Raw genomic sequence first — 1,124 nt, 5'->3', positions numbered from 1 at the left:
ACGTGGGAGTTCGAGTCTCCCCCTGGGCACCATTCCGAATTTTTTTCTCTTTGTCACCCGACCATTTTAACTGCTTTGGTCGTTCCGGGTGAATGTTTCTCGCTTTAAAATTCCCAGAATCCTATTATTGCTGCTATTGAACCGCATTTAAGGTTACGATATTGTGCAACTTATACCGTGTCAGGTGCATCTTGATTGTGCCCAACGGATTATTAGCTTTTGCACAGTGAGAACGGACATGGCAACTTTTATAGATTCAATCGACGAACGCACCCAGCTTGCGGGCACCAATCACCTGGAAGTATTACTGTTCAGCCTTGGGACAAATGATGATACCGGTCGTAATGAGCTATTTGGTATCAACGTTTTCAAAGTCAGAGAAGTCCTTAATATTCCCGAAATTACCGGTGCTCCGGAAATGCCTGATGGTATTGAAGGTTTTGTCAGTTTGCGTGGCGATATGGTTCCTATCATCAATCTACAAAAGTTTTGTAAATTAAAATCACAGGAACCTCCTAAAATTCTGATGATAACGGAATACAACACTCACGTTCAGGGCTTTTTGGTGACTTCTGTCGATACCATCCAGCGATTAAGCTGGCAGCAGGTTAAAGAACCACCTCCATTAATTTCCAAACGTTTAGGCGGTTTAGTGACTGCGGTTGCTGAATTACAGGATAAACGTCTGGTGATGATCATGGATGTTGAGAAAGTGTTAGCTGATACCGGCGATTTCTATGATGATACTGCGTTTGAAGGCATCGAAAAAATGGAGAACGGTAAAAAGTATAAAGTGCTTTATGCTGATGATTCCAATGTTGCACGCAAGCAAATTACCCAGACTCTGGACAAGCTTGGGGTGAACCATACGGGTGTTATTAATGGCGCACTTGCCTGGAAAACGCTTGAGAAACTGGCTACTCAGTGCGAAGAGGAAAGCCGGGACATTACCACGGAAATCCAGGTTGTTTTAACCGATGTTGAAATGCCGGAGATGGACGGTTATGTACTGACCCAAAAAATTAAATCTGATCCACGCATGGCGCATCTGCCAGTGATTATGCATTCATCCTTGACTGCGGTAGCGAATCAGGCAATGGGACGAGGGGCAGGTTCTGATGCCT

At 44.3% G+C, this 1,124-nt stretch carries 1 protein-coding gene; it reads left to right on the top strand.

What is annotated here, in order from left to right:
- Positions 1 to 238: 238 nt before the first annotated feature.
- A partial coding sequence (locus B3O33_RS15100) for a chemotaxis protein (protein ID WP_292363904.1) occupies positions 239 to 1,124 on the top strand: 886 nt, incomplete at its 3' end.

Origin of the sequence: Methylophaga sp. UBA1464, assembly GCF_002325665.1 — a bacterium.
GTDB lineage: Bacteria > Pseudomonadota > Gammaproteobacteria > Nitrosococcales > Methylophagaceae > Methylophaga.
This window is presented reverse-complemented; position numbering and strand designations above follow the sequence as displayed.